Origin of the sequence: Streptomyces olivoverticillatus (assembly GCF_014203555.1) — a bacterium.
Lineage (GTDB): Bacteria > Actinomycetota > Actinomycetes > Streptomycetales > Streptomycetaceae > Streptomyces > Streptomyces olivoverticillatus.
This window is the reverse complement of sequence record NZ_JACHJH010000002.1, coordinates 425981-447336: the sequence shown is the minus strand read 5'-3', so window position 1 is coordinate 447336 and position 21356 is coordinate 425981. Positions and strand designations below refer to the sequence as shown.

20 protein-coding genes and 2 tRNA genes are annotated in these 21356 nt (G+C 69.6%); 9 read left to right on the top strand and 13 right to left on the bottom strand.

Annotated elements, in window-relative coordinates:
• The first annotated feature begins 54 nt into the window (after window positions 1-54).
• Both FHS39_RS07290 and FHS39_RS07285 read left to right on the top strand, forming a co-directional pair.
• A complete protein-coding gene (locus FHS39_RS07290) occupies window positions 55-1044 on the top strand; it encodes a hypothetical protein (RefSeq protein WP_184347462.1) in 990 nt (329 codons plus the stop codon).
• 90 nt (window positions 1045-1134) lie between these two features.
• Window positions 1135-2058, top strand: a complete 924-nt coding sequence (locus tag FHS39_RS07285; protein ID WP_184347460.1) for a hypothetical protein — start codon at window positions 1135-1137, stop codon at window positions 2056-2058.
• Between the two features lie 80 nt (window positions 2059-2138).
• Here FHS39_RS07285 and clpX read toward each other — a convergent pair whose 3' ends face one another.
• The 5 genes from clpX to FHS39_RS07260 all read right to left on the bottom strand — a co-directional run bounded on the left by clpX (window position 2139) and on the right by FHS39_RS07260 (window position 6945).
• On the bottom strand, window positions 2139-3425 hold the full coding sequence (clpX, locus tag FHS39_RS07280; RefSeq protein WP_086566545.1) for an ATP-dependent Clp protease ATP-binding subunit ClpX: 1287 nt from the start codon (window positions 3423-3425) through the stop codon (window positions 2139-2141).
• Window positions 3426-3611: 186 nt separating this feature from the next.
• Entirely contained in the window at window positions 3612-4280 is a 669-nt protein-coding gene (locus tag FHS39_RS07275) for an ATP-dependent Clp protease proteolytic subunit (RefSeq protein ID WP_184347458.1), read from the bottom strand.
• Window positions 4281-4334: 54 nt separating this feature from the next.
• Entirely contained in the window at window positions 4335-4940 is a 606-nt protein-coding gene (locus tag FHS39_RS07270) for an ATP-dependent Clp protease proteolytic subunit (protein WP_184348741.1), read from the bottom strand.
• A 353-nt stretch (window positions 4941-5293) separates the two neighbouring features.
• Entirely contained in the window at window positions 5294-6667 is a 1374-nt protein-coding gene (gene tig / locus FHS39_RS07265; protein ID WP_184347456.1) for a trigger factor, read from the bottom strand.
• Window positions 6668-6868: 201 nt separating this feature from the next.
• Window positions 6869-6945: transfer RNA gene (locus FHS39_RS07260), tRNA-Pro, on the bottom strand.
• 175 nt (window positions 6946-7120) lie between these two features.
• Between FHS39_RS07260 and FHS39_RS07255 the strand changes: the two genes are divergently transcribed.
• Window positions 7121-7194 (top strand) — tRNA-Gly (locus FHS39_RS07255).
• A 63-nt stretch (window positions 7195-7257) separates the two neighbouring features.
• Here FHS39_RS07255 and FHS39_RS07250 read toward each other — a convergent pair.
• Complete coding sequence (locus FHS39_RS07250; protein ID WP_184347454.1) at window positions 7258-7452, bottom strand: hypothetical protein; 195 nt, start codon at window positions 7450-7452, stop codon at window positions 7258-7260.
• Between the two features lie 266 nt (window positions 7453-7718).
• On the opposite strand from FHS39_RS07250, the gene FHS39_RS07245 reads away from it, so the two are divergent.
• Entirely contained in the window at window positions 7719-8804 is a 1086-nt protein-coding gene (locus FHS39_RS07245) for an acyltransferase family protein (RefSeq protein WP_184347452.1), read from the top strand.
• 3 nt (window positions 8805-8807) lie between these two features.
• Here the strand turns inward: FHS39_RS07245 and FHS39_RS07240 are convergent, their stop codons facing one another.
• Both FHS39_RS07240 and FHS39_RS07235 read right to left on the bottom strand, forming a co-directional pair.
• Window positions 8808-9377, bottom strand: a complete 570-nt coding sequence (locus tag FHS39_RS07240) for a hypothetical protein (protein ID WP_246469981.1) — start codon at window positions 9375-9377, stop codon at window positions 8808-8810.
• Between the two features lie 93 nt (window positions 9378-9470).
• Window positions 9471-10610: a PP2C family protein-serine/threonine phosphatase gene (locus FHS39_RS07235; RefSeq protein ID WP_184347450.1), complete on the bottom strand. Its 1140-nt coding sequence runs from the start codon at window positions 10608-10610 to the stop codon at window positions 9471-9473.
• A gap of 148 nt (window positions 10611-10758) precedes the next feature.
• Here FHS39_RS07235 and FHS39_RS07230 point away from each other — a divergent pair, with 148 nt between their 5' ends.
• Window positions 10759-12006: a GNAT family N-acetyltransferase gene (locus FHS39_RS07230; RefSeq protein WP_184347448.1), complete on the top strand. Its 1248-nt coding sequence runs from the start codon at window positions 10759-10761 to the stop codon at window positions 12004-12006.
• Window positions 12007-12026: 20 nt separating this feature from the next.
• Here FHS39_RS07230 and FHS39_RS07225 read toward each other — a convergent pair whose 3' ends face one another.
• Both FHS39_RS07225 and FHS39_RS07220 read right to left on the bottom strand, forming a co-directional pair.
• Window positions 12027-12836, bottom strand: a complete 810-nt coding sequence (locus tag FHS39_RS07225) for an Fpg/Nei family DNA glycosylase (protein ID WP_184347446.1) — start codon at window positions 12834-12836, stop codon at window positions 12027-12029.
• An 85-nt stretch (window positions 12837-12921) separates the two neighbouring features.
• Window positions 12922-13410 (bottom strand): ribose-5-phosphate isomerase, encoded by a 489-nt coding sequence (locus tag FHS39_RS07220; protein ID WP_184347444.1) that lies wholly within the window; start codon window positions 13408-13410, stop codon window positions 12922-12924.
• Between the two features lie 167 nt (window positions 13411-13577).
• Between FHS39_RS07220 and FHS39_RS07215 the strand changes: the two genes are divergently transcribed.
• The gene (locus tag FHS39_RS07215; protein WP_184347442.1) at window positions 13578-15011 is read left to right on the top strand and encodes an amino acid permease; all 1434 of its coding nucleotides are present in this window, start codon (window positions 13578-13580) and stop codon (window positions 15009-15011) included.
• 89 nt (window positions 15012-15100) lie between these two features.
• Here FHS39_RS07215 and FHS39_RS07210 read toward each other — a convergent pair whose 3' ends face one another.
• On the bottom strand, window positions 15101-15703 hold the full coding sequence (locus FHS39_RS07210; protein WP_184347440.1) for a biotin transporter BioY: 603 nt from the start codon (window positions 15701-15703) through the stop codon (window positions 15101-15103).
• A gap of 286 nt (window positions 15704-15989) precedes the next feature.
• Here FHS39_RS07210 and FHS39_RS07205 point away from each other — a divergent pair, with 286 nt between their 5' ends.
• From FHS39_RS07205 to FHS39_RS07195, 3 genes are all read left to right on the top strand, one after another.
• Window positions 15990-17387, top strand: coding sequence for an amino acid permease (locus FHS39_RS07205; RefSeq protein WP_184347438.1), 1398 nt, complete (start codon window positions 15990-15992; stop codon window positions 17385-17387).
• Between the two features lie 230 nt (window positions 17388-17617).
• The gene (locus tag FHS39_RS07200) at window positions 17618-19033 is read left to right on the top strand and encodes an amino acid permease (protein WP_045934499.1); all 1416 of its coding nucleotides are present in this window, start codon (window positions 17618-17620) and stop codon (window positions 19031-19033) included.
• Between the two features lie 164 nt (window positions 19034-19197).
• On the top strand, window positions 19198-19839 hold the full coding sequence (locus FHS39_RS07195; protein WP_184347436.1) for a superoxide dismutase: 642 nt from the start codon (window positions 19198-19200) through the stop codon (window positions 19837-19839).
• A gap of 118 nt (window positions 19840-19957) precedes the next feature.
• On the opposite strand, the gene FHS39_RS07190 is transcribed toward FHS39_RS07195, so the two are convergent.
• A complete protein-coding gene (locus FHS39_RS07190; RefSeq protein WP_184347434.1) occupies window positions 19958-20584 on the bottom strand; it encodes a hypothetical protein in 627 nt (208 codons plus the stop codon).
• Between the two features lie 92 nt (window positions 20585-20676).
• Window positions 20677-21315, bottom strand: a complete 639-nt coding sequence (locus FHS39_RS07185; protein ID WP_184347432.1) for a mycothiol-dependent nitroreductase Rv2466c family protein — start codon at window positions 21313-21315, stop codon at window positions 20677-20679.
• Between the last annotated feature and the right edge of the window lie 41 nt (window positions 21316-21356).

The following is a 21356-nucleotide window of genomic DNA, read 5'->3' as shown; positions in this document are numbered from 1 at the left end:
CAGGAAGGATGGCCGGATACCAACGCGCGAGAGACCCGCTCCGAAGAGGACACGATGAGCTACAACCAGCCGGGCCCGTACGGCCAGCCGCCCCAGCCTCCCCAGGGCCCCAACCCGTACGGCCAGGGCGGCGCCCCCGGCCAGCCCGGCTACGGCTACCCCCAGCAGCCCCCGGCCTACGGCCAGCAGCCCCCGCCGTACGGCGCGCCCCAGCAGCCGGGCCCGTACGGCGCACCGCAGCAGCAGCCGTACGGCCAGCCGGGCATGCCGGGCGGGTACCCACCGCCGCCCCCGCCGCAGGGCGGCGGCAAGGGCAAGGCCATCGGGATCGCCGTCGGTGCGCTCGTCGTGGTCGGCGCCATCGTCGGCGGCGTCCTGTTCTTCAAGGGCGGCAGCCACGGCGGGGGCGGCGGCAGCAGCTCCGTCGGCAACGGCGGAGGTGACAGTGGCAACGGCGGCAAGGTGAAGCCGTACACAATGGTCCTGCCGGCCACGCTCCTCGACGGCCAGTACACCAAGGACGCGGTCACCGGCGGCAAGGAGACCGAGGACCTCACCAACGACGCCAAGGCCAAGCAGATCGGCATCGCCAACGGCACGGGCGTCAAGGGGGTGTACGCCAACACCAATAAGCAGAAGCTGAGGGTGACCGGCGTCTACGGCGAGGTCGCCGACCCGGCGAAGGCCGTGGACGCGATGCTCGCGGTGATGGACGAGAACCAGAAGAAGATCCAGCAGACGGTGAAGGCCACGATCGAGACCACCTCGCCGACCGCCGTCTACCACCCGAGCGGCTTCGACGGCGCCGTGATGAAGTGCCTGACGCAGAAGAGCACTTCGACCATGGGCGCCATGAGTGCTGTCAGCGAGGTCAGCACCTGCGTTTGGGGCGACACCAGCGCCATCGGCGTCGTCGAGCACCAGGTGACGAAGGTGTCGGGCGGCATCGACTCGTCCGCCTCCGCGACCGGCGACGTGATGTCCGCCAAGGACCTCTCGGAGACCGCGGCCAAGGTCCGCACTGAGGTGCGCAAGGAGAAGTGAGCCCGGCCGGGCAGCGGGTCCCGGCGCTCGTGACAGGATTCCCCGGTCGAAGTCACCGCCGATCAGAGCGTATTTCACGAGGGAACCCAGATGAGCTACACCCAGCCGGGCCCGTACGGCGGACCGCCGCAGCCGCCTCAGCAGCCGTACCCCTACGGCCAGGGCGGCGGCCCCGCACAGCCCGGCCCCTATGGGTATCCGCAGCAGCCGGGCCCGTACGGCGCGTTCCCGCAACAGCCCTACGGACAGCCCGGAATGCCCCCTCCCTATCCGCCGCCGGCCCCGCCGCAAGGCGGCGGCAAGGGCAAGGCGATAGCCATCGCGGCCGGGGCACTCGTCCTGGTCGGCGCGATCGTGGCGGGCGGCATGCTGCTCTTCAAGGGCGGCAGCCACCACGACTCCGCCAAGAAGGACAACGGCCGGCACCAGGGCGGAACAGGCGGCAGCACGCCCGCCCCGGCCGGCAAGCGCTACAAGCTCACCGTGCCCGACTCCATACCGGCCGACTACCACAAGAGCACCACCAAGCAGGGCGGCGGCTTCGACTCCGGTGACATGGCGCAGATCAAGGCGCTCGGCGTGGCCAACGCGCAGACCGTCGGGGCCGATTACGAGACCGGCCAGGGCGCGAACATGAAATTCCTGCAGTTCAAGGGCGCTTGGGGCGAGGTGAAGGACCCCGAGGTGGTGGTGAACGGCTTCTTCGAGGCCAACAAGGCCAAGCAGACCACCGATGACGGCGGCAAAGTGGAGTTCATGGGCAGCCCGCAGAAGGTCACCCCCGCCGGTATGGACTCCGACACCGTGATGAAGTGCCAGAACGCCACCTACTCCGGCACCAAGGCCTCAAGGGACGTCGTGATGCCGCTCTGCTTCTGGGCGGACCACTCCACGGTGGGCCTCACCATCCTCACGGACGCGTCAGCGGTCATCTCAGGCGAGTCCACGTCCATCGAGGACGCCGCGGCGCTCACGGCCAAGGTCCGTACGGCGGCCCGGGTGGAGATCCCGTAAAGCCCGTGACACGACAAGGGGGCGCCCGGCCGTCACGGCCGGGCGCCCCCTTTGCTTCGTACCTTCGTACGGCGGGCGCGCTACGCGCTCTTCTCGTGCCGCTCCCCCGGCTCGTTGCCGCGGGTGCGCGGGACGAGGGTGGGGTTCACATTCGACTGGACGACGTCCGCCGTGATGACGACGCGGGCCACGTCCTTGCGGGACGGCACCTCGTACATCACGGACATCAGGACCTCTTCCATGATGGCGCGCAGGCCGCGCGCGCCCGTGCCGCGCAGGATCGCCTGGTCGGCGATGGCCTCCAGGGCGGGGCGGTCGAAGTCGAGCTCGACACCGTCGAGTTCGAACAGCCGCTGGTACTGCTTCACCAGGGCGTTACGCGGCTCGACCAGGATCTGCAGCAGCGCCTCGCGGTCGAGGTTGTGGACGCTGGTGATGACGGGGAGGCGGCCGATGAACTCGGGGATCATGCCGAACTTGACCAGGTCCTCCGGCATGACCTCCTGGAACTGGTCGCTCGCCTCGATCTCGCGCTTGGAGCGGATCGTCGCGCCGAAGCCGATGCCCTTCGCGCCCGCCCGGGACTCGATGATCTTCTCCAGGCCGGAGAAGGCGCCGCCCACGATGAACAGGACGTTCGTCGTGTCGATCTGGATGAACTCCTGGTGCGGGTGCTTGCGGCCGCCCTGGGGCGGGACGGAGGCCGTGGTGCCCTCGAGGATCTTGAGCAGGGCCTGCTGGACGCCCTCGCCCGACACGTCCCGTGTGATCGACGGATTTTCGCTCTTACGGGCGACCTTGTCGATCTCGTCGATGTAGATGATCCCGGTCTCGGCCTTCTTGACGTCGTAGTCGGCGGCCTGGATCAGCTTGAGCAGGATGTTCTCGACGTCCTCGCCGACGTAGCCGGCCTCGGTCAGCGCCGTGGCGTCCGCGATGGCGAAGGGGACGTTCAGCATGCGGGCCAGCGTCTGGGCCAGCAGCGTCTTGCCGGAGCCCGTGGGGCCGAGCAGCAGGATGTTGGACTTGGCCAGCTCGATGCCGTCGTCGCGGTTGTGGCCGCCGTTCTCACCGGCCTGGACGCGCTTGTAGTGGTTGTACACGGCGACGGAGAGCGCCTTCTTGGCTGCCTCCTGGCCGACCACATAGCCCTCGAGGAACTCGTAGATCTCCCGGGGCTTGGGGAGCTCTTCCCAGCGGACCTCGGAGGTCTCCGCCAGCTCTTCCTCGATGATCTCGTTGCAGAGGTCGATGCACTCGTCGCAGATGTACACACCAGGACCCGCGATGAGCTTCTTCACCTGCTTCTGGCTCTTGCCGCAGAACGAGCACTTGAGCAGGTCGCCGCCGTCACCGATGCGTGCCACGAGGTGCTTCCCCTTCGCCTGGGATCCGCCTTGCTCTGCGAACCCGGGTGCTTGCCTATCGACGGTACCTTGCCGTGCCCCCCGCGCGGGCCCCCCTTGGCCCTACTCGGCCAAGGAGGGACCGCCGGCGTGCGCGGTGGCCGGGACCGGCCGGGGGCAGGCCCCGGACCGGTCGGAAGACCGGTCTCAGACCGCTACGGACGACTTGCGCGTGGAGACGATCTGGTCGACCAGACCGTACGCCAGCGCGTCCTCGGCGGTGAGGATCTTGTCACGCTCGATGTCGTCGCGGATCTTCTCGATCGGCTGGGTGGAGTGCTTGGCCAGCATCTCCTCCAGCTGCGTGCGCATCCGCATGATCTCCTTGGCGGCGATCTCCAGGTCGGAGAGCTGCTCGCGGCCCGTCTGGCTGGAGGGCTGGTGGATCAGCACACGGGCGTTGGGCAGGGCCATCCGCTTGCCGGGCGTGCCGGCCGCCAGCAGGATGGCCGCGGCGGAGGCCGCCTGGCCCATGCAGACCGTCTGGATGTCCGGCTTCACGAACTGCATCGTGTCGTAGATCGCGGTCAGCGCGGTGAACGAGCCGCCGGGCGAGTTGATGTAGATCGAGATGTCCCGGTCGGGGTCCATCGACTCCAGGCACAGCAGCTGCGCCATGACGTCGTTGGCGGAGGCGTCGTCGATCTGGACGCCGAGGAAGATCACGCGCTCTTCGAAGAGCTTCGCGTACGGGTCGTACTCGCGCACGCCCTGCGAGGTGCGCTCGACGAAGCGCGGCACCACGTAGCGGGCTTCGGCCTGGGGGCCGGTGTAGAGGCCGCTGGGGGACGAGATGTTCATGCGGGTGTTCACCATCCTGATGGCGGTCGGTGGGCTGGAATGCGGCTGGCTGACGGTGCTGCCGGGGTCTTAGGCCCCGGTGCCGCCACCGCCCGGAACGCCGGAGGCGTGCGTGATGATCTCGTCGATGATCCCGTACTCCTTGGCCTCCTCCGCGGTGAACCAGCGGTCACGGTCACCGTCGCGGATGATCGTCTCCACGGACTGGCCGGTGTGCTCGGCGGTGATCTTCGCCATGCGCTCCTTGGTGCGGAGCAGCTGCTCGGCCTGGATCTTGATGTCCGAGGCGGTGCCACCGAGGCCCGCAGAGCCCTGGTGCATGAGGATGTCGGTGTTGGGCAGCGCGAAGCGCTTGCCCGCGGTGCCGCCGGTCAGCAGGAACTGGCCCATCGAGGCGGCGAGGCCCATGCCGATGGTGACCACGTCGTTCGGGATGTACTGCATGGTGTCGTAGACCGCCATGCCGGCCGTCACCGAACCGCCGGGGCTGTTGATGTAGAGGTAGATGTCCTTGTCCGGGTCGGCGGCCAGGAGGAGCATCTGCGCGGTGATCTTGTTGGCGATCTCGTCGTCGACCTGCTGGCCCAGGAAGATGATCCGCTCCCCGAGCAGCCGGTTGTAGACCTGGTCGCCGAGGCCACCACCGATGGCGATCTCACCGGCGGCGGAAGGCATCAGATTCGTCACGTATCCACCTGCTCGTCTCTGACGGCAACGGGCCGTCTCCGCGTCTTCTCTGGGGACCGGGGCCGGCAAGGCCGGAACCTCTTCCGGCACGCTGCCAAGTCTTCCCCTGCCCTCGTATCTACGGACCCTAACGCGCTGGTAGGCAGGCGCCATCCCGCATCAGGAACTGTTCGCTCTGAGCGCAGGTTCGGCCACCCTCCCCAGTGGCCCCGGGGACGCGGCGGGCCCGGCCGGGGACCGCCGCCGGGAAAGCGGCGGGGGTTCTCCGTCCGGGCCCGTGCGTCAGGGCTCCGTACGGGCCGCGTACGGATTTCCGTACGGGGCCCGCGTCAGGGTGAGGCTCAGGCCTCGGTGGTGCCCTCTTCGGCGGCCTCGACCGTCTCCACGGCGGTCTCGGTCTCGTCCTCGTCCTCGAGGTCGACGACCTCGCCGTTGGAGTCCTTGACCGTGGCGGCCTCGACGACCGTCGCGAGCGCCTTGCCGCGGGCGACCTCACCGACGAGCATCGGGACCTGGCCCTGCTCGACGACGGCCTGCGCGAACTGGTCGGGGCTCATGCCGGAGGACTGGGCACGGCGCATGAGGTGCTCGGTGAGCTCCTCCTGGCCGACCGAGACCTTCTCCTTGTTGACGATCTCGTCGAGGACGAACTGGGTCTTGATGCCCTTCTCGGCCTGCTCCTTGAGCTCGGCGTCGAACTCCTCGGCGGACTTGCCCTGCATCTCGAGGTACTTCTCGAGGGTCATGCCGATCTGGCCGAGCTGGTGGTGCTCGAGGTTGTGCTTGCGGGTGTTGACCTCGTCCTCGAGCAGCTTCTCGGGCATCGGGACCTCGACCAGCTTGAGCAGCTCGTCCAGGACCTTCTCCTGAGCCTGGGTGGCCTGGTCGAACTTCTTCATCCGCGCGAGGCGCTTGCGGCTGTCCGCCTTGAGCTCCTCGAGGGTGTCGAACTCGCTGGCCATCTGGGCGAAGTCGTCGTCCAGCTCGGGCAGTTCGCGGGCCTTGACGGCCTTGACGACGACCTTGATCTCGGCGTCCTTGCCCTCGGCGGAGCCGCCCTTGAGCTGCGAGGTGAAGGTGGCGGTGGCACCGGCCTCCAGGCCCGTCACGGCGTCGTCGATGCCGTCCAGCAGCTGGCCGGAGCCGATGGTGTAGTCGACGTCGGACGCGACGCCGTCCTCCAGGACCTCGCCCTCGACCTTGGCCTCGAGGTCGACGGTGACGATGTCACCCTCGGCCGCGGCGCGCTCGACCGGAGCGGTGGTGGCGAAGCGCTCGCGCAGCTGCTCGACCGACTTCTCGACGTCCTCGTCGGTGACCTCGGTGGCGTCGACGGTGACCTCGATGCCGGAGTAGTCCGGGATCTCCAGGGCCGGGCGGATGTCGACCTCGGCGGTGAAGGCCAGCAGCTCGCCGTCCTTCAGCTCGGTGATGTCGACCTCGGGCTGGCCCAGCGGGTTGAGCTCGGCCTCGTTGACGGCCTCGGTGTAGAACTTCGGAAGCGCGTCGTTGACGGCCTCCTCGAGGACCGCACCGCGGCCGAACCGCTGGTCGATGACACGGGCCGGGATCTTGCCCTGGCGGAAGCCCTTCACCGTGACCTGCTGGTTGATCTTCTTGTACGCCGCGTCGAGGCTGGCCTTGAGCTCCTCGAAGGGCACCTCGACAGTGAGCCGAACCCGAGTCGGGTTCAGGGTCTCCACGGCGCTCTTCACGGTTCGGTCTCCTTGGGGCTGACTTTGGGTTTCTGCTGTTCAGCGGATGCTGACGTCCAGCGGACCGCGCCCGGTACGAAGACACACAGACGCGCAGCTTGCATAGTAACCGCAAGCAGGATGAGCCCCACAACGTGACCTTGGTGGTCGACGGGTGGTCGTGCGATGTGACCGTGATGAATGACCGTGACGGCCGAGTGATGGTCGGGGTGGCCGGATTCGAACCGACGACCTTCCGCTCCCAAAGCGGACGCGCTACCAAGCTGCGCCACACCCCGTAAGTGCGAGACGTAGGGTACATGCCCGCAGGGGTCCCGGCTGCCGGTTTCACCGGGTCGCATCACCGCCGGAGGGGTGGTGTGCGGGCCGGGCGGGAGGGGATGTGCGGCGCACCGCCTTGACCCGCTACGATGCACAGCGTGCCGCACCGCCATCACGGCGTCGTAGGCGCACGCGGGCGTAGCTCAATGGTAGAGCCCCAGTCTTCCAAACTGGCTACGCGGGTTCGATTCCCGTCGCCCGCTCCACGCTTTCCCCTGATGACGCCTCCGGCCCTGGCCGGAGGCGTTTTCCGTTCCCCGGGCAGCGCTTCAGAACTTGATGGTGTTGATGGTCTCGGCGATCGAGTTGAGGAATCTCTGGATCGAGGGCGCCATGCCCGTGGAGGCGAGGAAGAAGCCGAAGAGTATGGCGACGATCGCCGGCCCCGCCTTGATGTTGTTGCTGCGGATCATCACCACGAGGATGATCGCCAAGAGCAGCACCACGGACAGCGAAATGGCCACAACTGATCACACCTTCGGTCGGAAACACCTGGCCGGCCCGGGGCCATGCCCTCCGCACGCCCCCCTCTCGGCAACCATCGTGCCATCAACTCGTGCGCCAAGGACATGCCGTGACGATTCATCGGGGTATTACCAGGGGTTCGACTGCTTGATCCTCACCCCAAAACCACGCGTACGGGCCAATAATCGGACCGCACTTCGGGCACGCCGACGCCCGGGCCGCGGAGGGTTTTACCGGTTCCGCTTCCGCGGCTAGGGTGCCTCGAATGTCCCCCACCGCCACACCTGCTTCGGTGGCCCCCGTTTCCCGGCCCGCAGCGGCCGAGACCCCCGCCCCCGCGGGGCGCGACCCCTTCTTCGACAACGCCAAGTACCTGGCGATCGTCCTGGTCGCCCTCGGTCATGCGTGGGAGCCGCTGACCCACACCAGCCGTGCGGCGATGGCGCTGTACATGACGGTGTACACCTTCCACATGCCGGCCTTCATCCTGATATCCGGCTACTTCTCGCGCGGCTTCGATATGAGCCTGCCCAAGGTGAAACGCCTGGTCACCGGGGTCGTCGTGCCGTATCTGGTGTTCGAGGTGGCGTATACGTACTTCCAGCACTGGGCGGACCGGGGCTCGCCGCCGGAGGCGATCTCGCTGACCAACCCCTGGTACCTCAACTGGTTCCTGGCGGCCCTGTTCATCTGGCGGATCACCACGCCCCTGTGGCAGGCGGTCCGCTGGCCGGTGCCGCTCGCCTTCGTGATCGCGGTGCTGGCCGCGCTTTCCCCGGAGATCGGCAGCGACTTCGACCTCCAGCGGGTCCTGCAGTTCCTGCCGTACTTCGTGATCGGCCTGAACCTCAAGCGCTCGCACTTCGAGCTGGTGCGCCGGCGCTGGGTGCGGGTCGCGGCCGTACCGGTCTTCGCCTGCGCCGTCGCGGTCGCCTACGCGCTGGCACCGACCCTGGACACCGGCTGGCTCTACCGCAACAGCAGCGTCAAGGACCTGCACCACGCGGCCTGGACCGCCCCGGTGATGACCCTGGCGCTCTTCGCCTGTTCGGCGGTGCTGACCGCGTGCTTCCTGGCCTGGGTGCCGCGCCGCGCGACGTGGTTCACGGCGCTGGGCGCGGGCACCCTGTACGGCTACCTGCTGCACGGCTTCCTGATCAAGCTGTCGCGCTGGTGGGAGTGGTACGACGCGTACGCCTGGGTCCGCAAGCCGGTGGGCGAGGTGGTGGTGACCCTGATCGCCGCAACGGTGATCACGGTGCTGTGCACCGCCCCGGTGCGGCGGGTGTTCCGCTGCGTGATGGAGCCGCGGATGGAGTGGGCCTTCAAGCAAGCAGCTGCCAAGAAGTGACCGCTACGAGCCCCGGGCGATCTGGATCGCTATGAAGATCAGCCAGAGCACGGGGACCAGCGCGCCGAAGACCGCCGGGCGCTTGCGCAGCGGGATCCCCGGGTCCAGCTGCGGGCCCGGCTGGCCGGGGACCGGCGGCGGCAACTTGTTGATCCTGGCGCGGATGAAGAGGTTCCAGATCAGCGTCAGCGGCGTGATGACGACCAGCGAAACCGGGCTCCACCAGCCCTGCCACAGCGTCTTGCCGCTCATCTCGCGGACCACGGCGGTGCCGCAGTTGCGGCAGAACGGGCCCTTCATGCTCAGGAACCGCATCATCACGAGGATGCCCTGGTGCCCGCGCACGGTCACGTCGGCCGCGGGGAAGCCACCGCACAGCCGGCAGTAGGCCTGCGGCGGGTGCGCCTGGAAGTGCTGCTGGGGCTGCTGCTGTCCCGGGAACGGCTGCTGCGGGAAGGACTGCTGCTGTCCCCCGAACGGCTGCTGCTGGCCCGGGAAGGGCTGCTGGTACTGCTGGCCCGGGAATGGCTGCTGGCCCGGGAACGGCTGAGGCTGCTGCGGCGGAGTCGCCACGAATTCCCCCGAATCACACCTTGACAAAACGAAAACTGATGCGAGCTCGGCGCGCACCGGCCGCCATTCCTATCACGACGTGCTGAGGGGCGGTCAGTCCCGGCAGATGAGCAGCAGGGCCCGGTCGTCGTTGACGTCCTTGGCCACGGCCTCGATCAGGTGCCAGGCCGCGCCGTGGAAGCCGGAGGTCACATAGCGGTCGGCCTCGCCGGTGAGCCGGTCCATGCCTTCGGTGAGCTCGCGTTCGGAGGTCTCGACCAGGCCGTCGGTGAAGAGCATGAGGACGTCGCCGCGGCGCAGGGTGCCCTTGACCGGCTCGAACTCCGCGCCGTCGTAGACGCCGAGGAGCGGCCCGTAGGCGCACTTCTCCTCCCAGCGCCCGGTGCCCGCGCTGAGGTGGAGGCCGGGCACGTGTCCGGCGGAGAGCAGTTCGTAGTCGCCGGTGTCGAGGTCGAGGACGAGGTGGACGGAGGTCGCGAAGCCCTCGTCCCAGTCCTGGCGCAGCAGGTAGCCGTTGGCGGCGGGGAGGAAGTCCTGGGGCGGGAGGGAGCCGAGCAGGCCGCCGAAGGCGCCGGAGAGCAGCAGGGCGCGGGAGGCGGCGTCCATGCCTTTGCCGGAGACGTCGGTGAGGACGACCTCCAGGGTGTTGCCGCCGTTGGTGCGGGCGGCGACGACGAAGTCGCCGGAGAAGGACTGGCCGCCGGCGGGGCGCAGCGCCATCTCGCGGTGCCAGCCACGCGGGAGTTTGGGCAGCTTGCTCTGGACGCGGATGCGTTCGCGCAGGTCGAAGAGCATCGTTCCGCCTCGCCGCCAGGGCACGCCGACGCGGCTGCGGAACTGCGCGATGAGCAGCCCGAGGAAGCCGACGGCGGCGACGACGAGGATGGTGCCGGGGGTGACGCGGTCGGCCCCGTAGACGTAGGGGTCGTCGAGGACGGCCGACTCCGTGACGAGGGCGGCGGCCGCGGCGGCGTAGAGGCCGAGGAGGCTGGCGGGGCGCAGCAGCAGGCCGCCGGCGACGATGGGCAGGACGAGGGCGGCGGGGGCGCACCATTCGGGCATGGTGACGGTGCCCCAGGCGAGGGCGGGGACCGAGAGCAGGAGCGCGGTGAGGGCGACCCAGTCGGAGCCGTCGCCCCTGAAGTAGTCGACTCCGGCCTTGCGCACGCTCGTGCGGGCCCGGTGCAGTGCTTTGCGCATCCGGGCCGTCGGGGTCTCAGCACCGCCAGTCATTGCATCGGGACCCTATCCACCCATTCGGCGGTGCGTCGATTCACGCCGCGCCGACACGGCTGCCACGAGGGCGCCGGCCGGACACCCGGAGAGCAACCATATGCGAAATTCGTTCGCTTGAGCGGGTATGTGCTGCTAGGCATGGGTTATGACGACGGAGCTGCGAGTACTGCGCCCGGCCGATTGGGACCTGTGGGTCGACAAGGTGGAGCTGGCCTTCGGCGGAGTGGCGGTGGCGCCCGAGGAGCGGGCGCTGTGGCGGAGGCTGACCCATCGCGAGCGCTCGCTGTGCGCCTGGGACGGGGATGAACTGGTGGGCACCTCCGGTGCGTTCTCGTTCCGGATGACGGTGCCGGGCGGCTCCCTGGTGCCGACGGCCGGCGTGACCATGGTGAGCGTGCAGCCCACGCACCGGCGGCAGGGCGTGCTGCGCTCGATGATGCGGCGCCAGCTGGAGGACATACGGGGCTGGGGCGAGCCGCTGGCCGGGCTGACGGCGTCGGAGCCGGCGATCTACGGCCGCTTCGGCTATGGCATCGCGACACACAACATTCACATGCGCATCGAGACGCACCGCGTTCAACTGTCCATGCCGTCCGGCGCAGAGGGCGCATACGCCACAGATGGCGTGCGGTTGCGCTTGTCGAAGCCCGAGGCCGCGCGCGCTGCGTGCGAGGCGGTGTACGCGCGCCGGGTCGCCACCCGGCCGGGCATGCTGGCCCGGCAGCCGGGCTGGGAGGAGTCGCCGCTGCTCGACCCGGAGGGCGGGCGCGACGGCGCCTCTCCGCTGCAGTGCGTGCTCGCGGAGGCCGGCGGCGAGACGGTGGGGTACGCGCGCTACGCCGTGCGTCCGGCGGGGGAGCCGGCCGGGCCGAAGGGCACGGTCGTGCTCCGGGATCTGGAGGCGCTGACCCCGGCCGCGTACGCCGCATTGTGGCGCTTCCTGTTCGACATCGGCCTGACGTCGTGGGTCGAGGCCCGGGGCCGGCCGGTCGACGATCCGCTGCTGCACCTGGTGAGCGACGTCCGGCGGTGCCGGGTGTCGGTGAGCGACAGGTTGCACCTGCGGCTGGTGGACGTGGGCGGGGCGCTGGCGGCGCGTACGTACTTGGCGCCGGTCGACGTGGTGTTCGAGGTCGAGGACGCATTCTGCCCGTGGAACGCGGGGCGGTGGCGGCTGACCGGTGACGCCAAGGGCGCCTCCTGTGAGCGCACCCGGGACGCCGCCGACCTGGCGCTGTCCGTACGGGAGTTGGGCTCCGCCTATCTGGGCGGGACGTCACTGGCCTCGCTGGGCCGGGCCGGGCGGGTGCGGGAGGCGCGCGAGGGCGCGCTGGCCGAGGCGTCGGTGGCCTTCGGGTCGGCCGTGGCGCCGTGGATGCCGCACGGCTTCTAGCGGCTTCTCGTCGTCCGAGGTCAGCGGCGCTGGCAGTCCGGGCACCAGAAGAGGTTGCGGGCGGCGAGGTCCGCGGTGCGGATCTCGCCGTGGCAGATGTGGCACGGCATTCCGGCGCGGCGGTAGACGTACACCTCACCGCCGTGGTCGTCCACGCGCGGCGGGCGGCCCATGGCCTCGGGGGTGTGCTCGGGGCGGACGGTGTCGATCCGGTTGTTCCGCACGCCCTCGCGCATCAGGGCCGCGAGGTCGGACCAGATCGCCTCCCATTCGCGCCGGGTGAGGTCGCGGCCGAGGCGGTAGGGGTCGATGCCGTGCCGGAAGAGGACCTCCGCGCGGTAGACGTTGCCGACGCCCGCGACGATCTTCTGGTCCATCAGCAGGGCGGCCACGGTGGTGCGGCTGCGGGAGATGCGCTGCCAGGCCCCTTCCCCGTCGTCGCCCTCGCGCAGCGGATCCGGGCCCAGCCGGTCGTGTATCGCCTGCTTCTCCCCGTCGGTCAGCAGGGCGCAGGTGGTGGGGCCGCGGAGGTCGGCGTAGGCGTCCGGGGTCGCCAGGCGCAGCCGCACGGTCTCGGTGGGGGGCGGGGCGTGGCCGGTGCCGAAGGTGTACTTGCCGAAGAGGCCGAGGTGGATATGGACCCAGCCGCTCGCGGCGAAGCCGAGGAAGAGGTGCTTGCCGTGGGCTTCGGCGGTGTCCAGTTCCTGGCCGCTGACGAGGGCGGCGCCGTCGCTGAACTTGCCCTGAGGGCTGGTGGCCTGCACGGTCCGGCCCGCGAAGAGCTTTCGGTGGTCCACGGCGAGGCGGTGGATCGTATGCCCTTCGGGCACGGGGGCGTCCTCCAGAGACAAAGGTGCGGCCGGGGTCCGCCGCCCGCCCGCGCGCGGGGCGCACGGGCGGGCGGCGGAATCCGCGTCAGTCCTGCTGCGGGTGGTGGGCCGGGATCTCCGGGAGCTCGCCGGTGCGCTCGTAGCGGCTGAGCATCTCGATGCGGCGCGTGTGACGCTCCTCACCCGAGTACGGCGTGGCGAGGAAGATCTCGACGAACTTCGTCGCCTCGTCCTGCGAGTGCATCCGGCCGCCGATGCTGATGACGTTCGCGTTGTTGTGCTCGCGGCCGAGCGCCGCCGTCTGCTCGCTCCAGGCCAGCACGGCACGGACACCCTTGACCTTGTTCGCGGCGATCTGCTCGCCGTTGCCCGAGCCGCCGATCACGATGCCCAGGGCCTCGGGGTCCGCGGCGGTCTTCTCGGCCGCACGGAGGCAGAAGGGCGGGTAGTCGTCCTGGGCGTCGTAGATGTGGGGACCACAGTCGACGGGGTCATGACCCTGGGCCTTGAGCCACTCGACGAGGTGGTTCTTGAGTTCGAAACCGGCATGGTCGGAGCCGAGGTACACGCGCATGCGTCCGAGTGTGGCACGACCTCGTTACCGGATTTGCCACCGGGCCGCACGCACAAGGAGTGAATACAACGATACGGATTCGGGTCTTCCGAAACTTGCCTTCGAAAAGTTCTAATGCGGTGGCTCGTAACCCGAGAACCAAAGGAACAACCCGAAGGAACGTGCACATGAGCGCGACACCGCCGACCATGACGAAGGCGTCCACCGGCGACCCCGGCACCGCCGGAGACGAGGCCGGGCTCAAGGCCGGGCTCAAGAACCGGCACCTGTCCATGATCGCCATTGGCGGTGTCATCGGAGCGGGCCTCTTCGTGGGTTCCGCCTCCGGCATCGCCGCCGCCGGCCCCGGCATCCTGATCTCCTACGCGCTCGTCGGCGCGATGGTCGTCTTCGTGATGCGGATGCTGGGCGAGATGGCCGCCGCCAACCCCACCTCCGGCTCCTTCTCCGCCTACGCGGACCGGGCGCTGGGCCGCTGGGCCGGCTTCACCATCGGCTGGCTGTACTGGTTCTTCTGGGTCGTGGTGCTCGCCGTCGAGGCGACCGCCGGCGCCAAGATCCTGCACGGCTGGGTGCCGGCCGTCCCGCAGTGGGGCTGGGCCCTGATCGTCATGCTGGTCCTGACCGCCACCAACCTGGCCTCGGTCAGCTCCTACGGCGAGTTCGAGTTCTGGTTCGCGGGCATCAAGGTCGTCGCGATCGCCGCGTTCGTCGTCATCGGCCTGCTCGCCGTCTTCGGCGTCCTCCCGGGCTCGAAGAACCCCGGCAGCGGCTTCGACCTGCTCACCTCGCACGGCGGCTTCCTGCCCAACGGGCCGGGCGCCATCCTCACCGGTGTGCTGATGGTCGTCTTCTCCTTCATGGGCAGCGAGATCGTCACCCTCGCCGCCGGTGAGTCCGAGGACCCGCAGCGCGCGGTCACCAAGGCCACCAACAGCGTCATCTGGCGCATCGGCGTCTTCTACCTGGGCTCGATCCTGGTCGTGGTCTCCCTGCTCCCGTGGGACTCCAAGGAGATAGCCGACAAGGGCAGCTACGTGGCGGCGCTCGACTCGATCGGCATCCCGCACGCCGGCCAGTTCATGAACGTCATCGTGCTCACCGCCGTGCTGTCCTGCCTGAACTCCGGCCTCTACACCGCCTCCCGGATGGCCTTCTCGCTCGGCCAGCGCGGCGACGCGCCGAAGGCCTTCGCCCGCACCAGCGGCAACGGCGTCCCGCGCATCGCGATCCTGGGCTCGGTCGTCTTCGGCTTCCTGTCGGTCATCTTCAACTACGTCTGGCCCGACACCGTCTTCAAGTTCCTGCTGAACGCCTCGGGCGCGGTCGCGCTCTTCGTCTGGCTGGCCATCTGCATCACGCAGCTGAAGATGCGCGGCATCATCCTGCGCGAGACGCCGGAGAAGCTCATCGTGCGGATGTGGCTCTTCCCGTACCTCACCTGGGCCACCATCGCCATGATCACCTTCGTGCTCGGCTACATGGTCTACGACGGCGGCGACAACCGCGAGCAGGTGCTGCTCTCGGTCCTGGTCGGCGTCATCGTCCTGGCCATCGGCCTGGTGCGGGACCGCAGCCGCAAGGCGCTCCAGCAGCAGTAGTCGTACCTGCGCCAAAGGGCCGGGCCCGCAACCCCCGTGACGGGGGTTGCGGGCCCGGCCCTTTGCTCTTGCGTACGTGCGCAGTGCGCTCAGCCGCGGCGGCCGAGCAGCTTCCAGGCGCTGGGCAGCAGGCCCATCGCCAGCGCGGCCTTGAGCGCGTCGCCGACGAGGAAGGGCGTCAGGCCCGCCGCTACGGCCTGGGAGAGCGACATGTGGGTGGCCAGGGCCAGGTACGGCACGCCGACGGCGTAGACGACCGTGGAGCCCAGCGCCATGGTCCCGGCGGTGCGCAGCACCGAGCGGTCGGCGCCGCGGCGGGCCAGGGCGCCCACGACCGTGGCGGCCAGCAGCATGCCCAGCACATAGCCGAAGGACGGGAAGGCGGCGCCGGAGCGGGCCTCGGCGAACCACGGCATCCCGACGACGCCGGCGAGGGCGTACAGGGCCATGGAGAGGAAGCCGCGGCGGGCGCCCAGGGCGGTGCCCACGAGCAGCACGGCGAAGGTCTGGCCGCTGACCGGGACCGGGGAGCCCGGGATGGGCACGGCGATCTGCGCGGTGATGCCGGTCAGCACGGCGCCGCCCAGGACCAGGGCGGCGTCGCGGACGCGGGCCCGGCCCGCAGACGAAGCCGGGAGCAAATCGGCGAGGACCGTTCCGGTCCGGGGAACTGAGGCAACTGCGGTGGCCATCGGTACTCCGCGAAGTGAGGACAAGTAAGAACAGAGCGACGTTAGCCGAGCGTCACGCGGTGAGCACGGGGCAGCAGTGACAAACGCGCGGCGCCGGCCTTGGCGGGTTCCGAGCGAGCATGCGCGGATGCGAACGATTGGCGCCCGCGAAACGTGATGCTGGTCACGACAGGACCGATGCGGCTTGGCCAGGAGCCCCCGCCCGGGGGACTCTGGACCCCAGTCTGCGCCTTTGCGCCTTTGCGCGCCCTTGCGCGCTTCGCACGGATCCGAGAGAACGAGCTCCATGCACGACACTGAATCCGCCACCGGACCCCTGGCCGCCGGCGAGAAGGAACCGCTGTCCGCCGGGCTCAAGCAGCGGCACCTGACCATGCTCGGCCTCGGCGGTGTGATCGGCGCCGGGCTGTTCGTCGGCTCGGGCGCCGGCATCGCGGTCGCCGGGCCCGGCATCATCGTCTCGTACCTGATCGCGGGCGCGCTCGCGATGCTGGTTATGCGGATGCTGGGCGAGCTGTCGGCGGCGATGCCCGCCTCCGGCGCCTTCTCGGTGCACGCCGAGCGCGCCCTGGGCCGCTGGGCCGGCTTCACCGTGGGCTGGCTGTACTGGTTCCTGCTGGTGGTCGTCCTCGCCGTGGAGGCGACCGGCGCCGCGCAGATCGCACACGGCTGGCTGCCGTCGGTGCCGCAGTGGGCCTGGGTGCTGCTGTTCATGGTCGTCTTCACCAGTGCCAACCTGGCGGCGGTGAAGAACTTCGGCGAGTTCGAGTTCTGGTTCGCCGCGCTGAAGGTCGGCGCGATCGTCCTCTTCCTCGGCCTCGGCCTGCTGGCCGTCTTCGGGGCGCTGCCCGACACCCAGGCCGTGGGCCTGGCCAACCTCACCGGCCAGGGCGGCTTCCTGCCCAACGGCTGGAGCGGCGTGATCTCCGGCGTGCTGGCCGTGGTCTTCGCCTTCGGCGGCCTGGAGGTCGTCACCATCGCGGCCGCCGAGTCGGACGACCCGGCACGCGCGGTCGGCCGGGCGGTGCGCAGCGCCGTGTGGCGCATCCTCTTCTTCTACGTGGGCTCGATGGCCGTCATCGTGACGCTGCTGCCGTGGACGTCGATGAAGCCCGGCCAGAGCCCGTACGTGGCCGTGCTGGACCACCTCGGGGTGCCCGCGGCCGGGCAGATCATGAACATCGTGGTGTTCGTGGCGCTGCTGTCCGCGCTCAACGCCAACCTCTACGGCTCCTCGCGGATGGTGTTCTCGCTCGCCGAGCGCGGCGAGGCGCCGCGCACGCTGCTCAAGGTCTCCGGCGGCGGGGTGCCGCGACGGGCGGTGCTGGCATCCGTGGCCTTCGGTTTCGCCTCGGTCATACTCAATCTGGAGTGGCCGGATTCGATCTTCCGCTATCTGCTCAACGCGGTGGGCGCGGTCCTGCTGTTCGTCTGGGGCCTGATCGCCGCCTCCCAGCTGCGGCTGCGGCGGCGGATCGAGCGCGAGATGCCCGAGCGGCTGACCCTCAAGATGTGGTGCTTCCCCTACCTGACCTGGGCCGCGCTGGCCGGCATGGGCGGGGTGCTGGTGCTGATGCTGACCGACTCCGAGGCCCGGCCGCAGCTGCTGTGGTCGGCCGCGGCGACGGGCGCGGTGCTCGCGGTCGCGGGGCTGCGCGAACTCCGGCTGCGCCGGGCCAAGTAAGCCGGCCGGTCATTCGCCGGGCAGGTCATTCAGCAGGCCGGGGCATTCGCCAAGCAGGTCCTTCACCAAGAAAATGCCTCGGTTCTGCCGAATCGTCAGTTACTCGCGGTCACCTGGACGTCTGAATATCGGACACCTGTGTGACAGGTGTTGTCCTGAGCGAACATGACCCCCACACTGAGGCAACTTTTCAGCTTCTCGGCTCTCACCTCACGGGGACGTACACGACCATGACTCGGACTTCTGCGACCTCCGCGCCCGAGCGCGAGGTCACCGACGCGGCTCCAGGCGGCGACGGCAATCTGTCGCACGGCCTCAAGCAGCGCCATCTGTCGATGATCGCCCTCGGCGGCGTGATCGGCGCCGGCCTCTTCGTGGGCTCGGGCGCCGGCATCGCCGCCGCGGGCCCCGGGATCGTCCTCGCTTATGCGATATCCGGGCTCCTGGTGATGCTCGTGATGCGCATGCTGGGCGAGATGGCGGCGGCCAACCCCGCCTCCGGCACCTTCTCCGTGCACGCCGAGCGGGCCATCGGCCCGTGGGCGGGCTTCACGGTCGGGTGGATGTTCTGGGTGGAGCTGTGCGTGGGCATCGCCGTGGAGGCGATCGGCGCGGCCTCCATCATGGTCTCCTGGTTCCCCTCCACACAGTCGTGGATGTGGGTCCTGGTCTTCATGGCCCTCTTCTGCGGCACCAACCTGGCGGCCGTCGGGAACTTCGGCGAGTTCGAGTTCTGGTTCGCCGCGCTGAAGATCGCCGCGATCGGCGCCTTCCTGGTGCTGGGCGTGCTCGCCGTCCTCGGCCTGCTGCCGGGCACCTCGGCCCCGGGCTCCGACAACCTCACCGGCCACGGCGGCTTCCTGCCCAACGGTGCCAACGGCCTGGTCGTCGGCCTGCTGGCCTCGGTCTTCGCCTACGGCGGCCTGGAGACGGTGACCATCGCCGCGGCCGAGTCCGAGCAGCCGGTCAAGGGCGTCGCCAAGGCCGTGCGCACCGCGATGTGGCGGATCGCGCTGTTCTACGTCGGCTCGATGCTCGTCATCGTCACCGTGATCCCCTGGAACGACGCCTCGATCCTCAAGCACGGCCCCTACGTCGCCGTCCTGGACTACCTGGACATCCCGGCCGCCGGGCAGATCATGAACGTGATCGTGCTGATCGCCCTGCTGTCCGCGATGAACGCCAACATCTACGGCGCCTCCCGGATGTCGTACTCCCTGGTGGCGCGCGGCGAGGGCCCGAAGTTCCTCGGCAAGGTCAGCGGCGGCGTGCCCCGGCTGACGGTGCTGGCCTCCTCCGCCTTCGGCTTCTTCGCGGTGCTGCTCAGCTACTGGTGGCCGAACACGGTCTTCAAGTGGCTGCTGTACATGACGGGCGCGGCCGTCCTGGTGGTGTGGGGCTTCATCGCCGTCACCCAGATGCGGATGCGGCGGCAGCTGGAGCGCGAGGCGCCGGAGAAGCTCGTCGTGCGGATGTGGTGCTTCCCGGTGCTGACCTGGGTGGCCCTGGCCGGGGTCGTCGGGGTGCTGGCGCTGATGCTGCGCGAGCAGGACACCCGGGTGCAGCTGTACTTCACGGCCGGGCTGACGGGCGCGCTGGCGCTCACCGGCTACATACGCCAGCGGATGCGGGCCGACAAGGCCTGACGCACCGCCACCGGCTCTTCATCGAGGCGGGGTGGGTCCCGAGTCCCGGGACCCACCCCGCCTCCGTCTTTGGGCGGAGTTCCGCCCCGCTCCTGCTTGCCGATCTCTCTTGCTGGTAGCGTCTACCTGCAAGTTCATTGCAATAAGCAGTCGGAGGGCTCGGCATGGCCATCTACACACTTCCTGAACTCCCGTACGACTACTCGGCGCTGGCCCCCGTCATCAGCCCCGAGATCATCGAGCTGCACCACGACAAGCACCACGCCGCTTACGTCAAGGGCGCCAACGACACGCTGGAGCAGCTCGCCGAGGCCCGCGACAAGGACCAGTGGGGCGCCGTCAACGGCCTGGAGAAGAGCCTGGCCTTCCACCTCTCCGGCCACATCCTGCACAGCATCTACTGGCAGAACATGACCGGCGACGGCGGCGGCGAGCCCCTGGAGAAGGACGGCGTGGGCGAGCTCGCGGACGCCGTCGCCGAGTCCTTCGGCTCCTTCGCCAAGTTCAAGGCCCAGCTCTCCAAGGCCTCGGCCACCACCCAGGGCTCCGGCTGGGGTGTGCTCGCCTACGAGCCGCTCAGCGGCCGCCTGATCGTCGAGCAGGTCTACGACCACCAGGGCAACGTGGGCCAGGGCTCCGTGCCGATCCTGGTCTTCGACGCCTGGGAGCACGCCTTCTACCTGCAGTACAAGAACCAGAAGGTGGACTTCATCGAGGCCATGTGGAAGGTCGTCAACTGGCAGGACGTCGCTGCCCGTTACGCCGCCGCCAAGGCGAAGGGCAACAGCATCCTGCTGGCGCCGTAACACCCCGCAGGCCGCCTGCTCGTGATCGTCTTCTCACCCTTCACGCGGCAGGCCGAAGAGGCCCCCGCGCGTTCGGATCGCGCGGGGGCCTCTTCCTCAGCCTCGCACGCCGAGGCCGTCAGGCGTGTCCGAACGCCTCTCCCGTCACGGTGAACTCCTTCGCGAGCCCCGTTTCGTGCAGCCGGGCGAACGGAGTGAACGGAATTCCGCATTCCGAGCCACCGCGGTCGAAGTTCCACGCCTTCTGCACGGCGAAGCGGTAGTCCACGACCGTGCCGCCGGCGGCGTCCACCCGGACGGTGCCCGTCAACCGGAATTCGGCGCAGCGCAGGGCGAGCCACCAGTCGGCGCTCACCCCGCGGGTGATCAGCACATCGCGCCAGCCGCTGTCTCCGGGGTAGGCGGCGGGCGTGCGCGGGCCGGCCCGCCAGCGGGCCAGCGCCTCGGCCCGCCACCGCTCCAGCTGGGCGTCGGCCGCCGACCGTACGACCGACAGGGCCAGCAGCGCCTCGCCGTCCACCCGGTAGGGCGCACCGCTGCCCCGCAGGTAGTGCCGCAGCATGCCCGCCGCCCGCCGCAGCCCCAGCAGGGCCCACAGCGGCGGCAGCGCCCGGCAGACGGCGAGCGTCAGCAGGTCGTACGGGCGTACGGGCAGCTCCGCGTAAGCGGCGTTGCCACAGGGCGGCTCGGCCTCGGCCCAGCCGCCGTCACGGCCGAGCGGCCGGGAGAGGTCGGTCTGGCCCATACCGGGACATTAATGAATCTTCCGCCGGAGCGCTCGCCGACTGCTTCTCCCGGGGGCAACCCCCGGACCCCCGGCCGAGCCCTTGGGAGCGCTCAGTCGAAAACAGGACCCTGCGTCCGAGTCCTCTTGATCTCGTAGAACCCCGGCGTGCCGGCGACCAGCAGGGTGCCGTCCCACAGGCGGCCCGCGGCCTCGCCCTTGGGTGCGGGGGTGACGACCGGGCCGAAGAAGGCGACCTCCGCGCCGTCCGGGCCGGGGACGGAGATGATCGGGGTGCCGACGTCCTCGCCGACCTTCTCGATGCCCTCCTTGTGCGAGGCCCGCAGGGCGCCGTCGAAGGCGTCGGTGTAGGCGGCGTCCGCCAGCCGGGCCGGCAGGCCGGCGTCTTCCAGGGCGGCGACGATCGTCTCCCGCTCGGTGCGGGGCAGGCCCTGATTGTGGAAGCGGGTGCCGAGCGCCTCGTAGAGGCGGCCGAGCACCTCGTCGCCGAACTCCTCGGCGGCCGCGATGCACACCCGCACCGGCCACCAGATCTCGGTGGTCATCGCCGCCCGGTAGTCCTCGGGCAGCTCGTCGAGCTTGTGCTCGTTGAGCACGCCCAGGCTCATGACGTGCCAGCGGACGTCGACCGGGCGCACCTTCTCCACCTCGGTCATCCAGCGGGAGGTCATCCACGCCCAGGGGCAGGCGGGGTCGAACCAGAAGTCTGCGGTCACTCTCTCCGTGGTCACGCGTGTCTCCTTGTAAGGGCTGGCAAGTAAGAGGTCCAACA